The 3,806-nt window shown below is 55.2% G+C and carries 3 protein-coding genes; all 3 read right to left on the reverse strand.

The features are described 5' to 3' along the window. The coding region (locus CCE92_RS12245) for a S8 family peptidase (protein ID WP_088008291.1) at positions 1 to 1,491 on the reverse strand (1,491 nt) is incomplete at its 3' end. Positions 1,492 to 1,926: 435 nt separating this feature from the next. Further along, entirely contained in the window at positions 1,927 to 2,484 is a 558-nt protein-coding gene (locus CCE92_RS12250; RefSeq protein ID WP_241536046.1) for a cysteine hydrolase family protein, read from the reverse strand. Positions 2,485 to 2,715: 231 nt separating this feature from the next. Then, positions 2,716 to 3,579 (reverse strand): S-layer homology domain-containing protein, encoded by an 864-nt coding sequence (locus tag CCE92_RS12255; protein WP_088008292.1) that lies wholly within the window; start codon positions 3,577 to 3,579, stop codon positions 2,716 to 2,718. Between the last annotated feature and the right edge of the window lie 227 nt (positions 3,580 to 3,806).

The raw sequence follows: 3,806 nt of genomic DNA on the forward strand, positions 1-3,806 counted from the left end.
GGAACCGTCGCTGTAATCCGCCGTTGCGGCCACTTGTACCGACTCCCCGATTTCACCTGAAACGCTTGAAGCGCTCAAATCGAGATCCGTCAGGGTAACCGGTTCCGGCACGTCAACCGCGATGGCCGCGGATTGCCCGTCAAACGATACGCGGACGATCGTCGTGCCGTACCCTTTCAGCGTCACTTTGCCGCCGGCGACTTCAGCGACCGCCGCGTTGTCGGAAGTCCATGCCGCTTCCGCCGTCACGTCGCGGCTCGTGCCGTCGTCATACGCTGCTGTAACCGTGAGCGCCCGCTCGGTGCCAGGCACGCCTGTGATGGACGACGCGTTCAGCTTCAGTCCCATCATGGCCGCCGGTTCTGCCATCGGCTCGAATTCCGATGCCTGGACGAGGCCATAGCCGAATGAAACATCGCGTCCGGCCACACCGAGATCCTTCGCCTGCTCCGTCAGCAGCGCGCGCAGTTCTTTATTGGATAAATTCGGATACGCCTGTTTCATGAGCGCCAGAACCCCGGTGACGTAAGGGGTCGCCATGGACGTGCCATCCATGTAAGCGTACTGGCCGCCTGTGTACGTGCTCATGATGCGGACGCCCGGTGCCGCCACTTCCACATCCGGCCCCGCAGAGGAGAAGGATGCCCGCCGGCCGTACTTGTCGACCGCCGCCACACCGATGGCCGAATCGTAGCGCGCCGGGTAGTTCACCGTATCCACCGACGTGTCGGACGTGCCGTTGTTGCCCGAAGCGGCGACGACCAGAATCCCGTTCGCATACGCCTTATCGATGACCGAACGGAACGCGGTCGAATCGGACCGCGTGCCCGCGCTCAGATTGATGATGTCCATATCGTTCGTGATCGCCCAATCGATGCCTTCCACCAAGTCGGACAAATACGCCTGCCCTTCCGCGTTGAACGCCTTGACCGCGTAGATGGAAGCTTCATGCGCCACCCCGACAACGCCGTAGCTGTTGTCGGCAGCGGCGATGATCCCCGCCACGTGCGTGCCATGCCCTTGGTCATCGCTGTAAGAGGCCGTATAATCCACCGTCGACACTCCGCCGGCGATCCGCAGATCTGTGTGCGCCGCGATGCCGGAATCCACGACCGCGACCTTCACCCCTTCACCGGTCCAGCCCGACGTCCAGGCTTTCGGTGTGTTCGTGTTCGGAATCCCCCAGTCGACCGATTGGGTATTCAATGAAATAAGAATATCCTCTTCCACAGATTGAACCGCCGGATCGTCGAGAAGCTCGTCAATCCCTCCCGCCGGAACTTCCGCTGTCGCAACCGGAACCTGCTCGAACGATTCCGTCACCACACCGCCCGCTTCCTTCACCGCGTCGCCCATCTCCCGGGAATCCGCCGTCTCCTCGAAAACGACGATCACGCGCTTCTCGTCATGCGATTCAGCGCCGGCGAACGAACCGCCGAATGGCGACACCAAAAGAGCCGCTGCCGTAAACCCGCTTACCATCTTCTTCATCTGTTCCGGTCTCCTCTGCCTGTTGAATGGTCGTTGCTGTTGAATCATTCTTACTGTCGAACCGTCCTTGCTGTCCTTTGGCGTTTTCCTTCTCTGCCGCTCGTTGCTGTTACCTGCTTTTATCGGTGGTACCTGAAAGTTATTTTTCTTTCCAAAAAGCCTTTAAAACTTCTTCTAAAACTCCTTTCATTTTAATCCAAAAGTCCGTCTAAAAAACAAAAATCAACTAGTCATTTGGAACTGTTTTAACCTCCATTTTCCAACCGCCCCTTCACCCCCGCACAAAAAAAGCCCTACAGCCAAAAAAGCTGCAGAGCGGAAGCTCAAATGGTGCCTGCTCAAATGGTGCCTGGCACCACTATTCTGAAAACGGGTGCCAGGCACCCGCGATTACCGTCATAACCAGCAAATAGTTATCTACCCTTCCTACACCGTTCACTTATACTCTAAATGCTTGTGCTCAAAAACCGCTTCCTTCGAGGATCGCACGAGAATGAAATGGTCAATGTTATCTAATCCGTGAAGATTGCTGTTATGGTGAGCGATAATCTGATCTGCCGCTAAAACCTTTCCGTCCGTCGTCGAATGGCCATCCGCCACCAATGTCACATCGAATCCTCGCACAGTCGCGCTTCTCGATGTCGTATCGACGCAGTACTCCGTCTTGCAGCCGACGACAACTAAATGTTCGATATCGAGCGCCTTCAGCTTTTCCGCAAGTTCCGTCGAGTAAAAAGCGTCTGTCGATTTTTTCTGAACTACCGTGTCGGCCGCCTTTGGCGCAAGAGTCGGGTGGATCCGCTGCTCTTTCGGGTTTTCTTCGCCGACATCGAGATCTTGGACGTAAAAGATCGGCACACTCGCCTTCCGAGCGCGCTGAATCACTGACTCCATCACTTCCAGCACCTCCGCTTTCCGGTACACCGGACCGATCGACGGTCCCTCAATCAGTCCGACTTGCGCATCAATCACCAACAGCGCTGTTTTCACCACTTTCGCTCCTCCTCATAATCGACCTCATACGCGTTGCTCTGATAGGATTTCTACTATACATAGTAGAAACTCGCGGTGCCAGGCACCAATTTTCTGAAAATTGGTGCCTGGCACCGCAAAAACCACCACCACTTATCTTTTTCTTCGCACGCTCCCCCTATTCCTCCTCACCAACACAACAAAAAGCGCCGGCAGCATCCGCCGGCGCCCCTCATCCTATTCACACATCTCTCACTGTCCGTCCACTTCCACCGCGACGCCATTCACCATCCACGTGCCGGAAGCCACCTCACTGAGCGGCGATTCAAACTCCAGAACCGCAGTCGTCATATCCGGCGCGACCGGCACTGGCTCCATCTCGAGCACTTGACCGTCCGGATTCACAACATCAAACGTGAACTCCGCCTGCGGCTCCACATTTGGCCGCAGCTCCACCAGCACACCGGTCTCATCGAGCGACACCACTTCCGCTACCGTCTGGTCGATCGTATCACTGATTTCCGCTCTGTGAATAAATACCGCAAACTCGCCGCGCGTAATGTTATCATTCGTTCCGAATTGCTCTTCCGTCTTCCCGGACGTGATCCCGTGTGCCATCAGACCGGCAACCGCCGCTTCATAACGGTCTCCGACATCTGAAAACACGACCGCTTCTTCATTATCATTCAGCTGGTACGCATTAATATCCGCCATCATCAATGCCATCTCACCGCGCGTCAGCGGATCATTGAATCCGAAGCTTGTCTCACTCTTCCCGTTGACAATTCCTGCGTATTTCAGCGAACTCACCGCCAGCGCTCCCCGCTCCGGCACATCCGCAAATCCGGCTCTCGGCACATCCGAATTCAAGACTCCGAGGGCTTCAGCCAAAATAATCGCCGCATCCCCCCGCTTAATTTCAGCCTGCACACCAAACTGTGTTTCTGAAAGGCCGTTTGCCAGCCCTTCCCCTGTCAAATATGTAACTGCCTCATTATACCGATCCGATACATCCGTGAAATCCGCCATTGCCGCTGGTGCTCCCGCTGCTACCACAACCGCCGCTGCCGTCCCTGCCACCATCCAACGTTTCATACCATTCGCTGCCTTACTCATCTGTAATTTCCCCCTCTTTGTATGATCCTGCTTTTTTCACAAGCTTAAGCAATTTAACCCTTTTCTTTTCCTTACCCCCTTCTGCGCCTTTTCTAACACTTTTTTCTCAAAAAAAGTACTTTTTTCACGAAAGCATGCAAGGACCTACTGGGCAGTGTCAAGGCAGTGCCAGGCACCACTTTTCAGAATCGTTCCGAATAACAAAAAAAGGGTGCCTGGCACCGCAG

The sequence above is a fragment of the Indiicoccus explosivorum genome, from assembly GCF_002167005.1.
In the GTDB taxonomy this organism is placed as follows: Bacteria; Bacillota; Bacilli; order Bacillales_A; family Planococcaceae; genus Indiicoccus; species Indiicoccus explosivorum.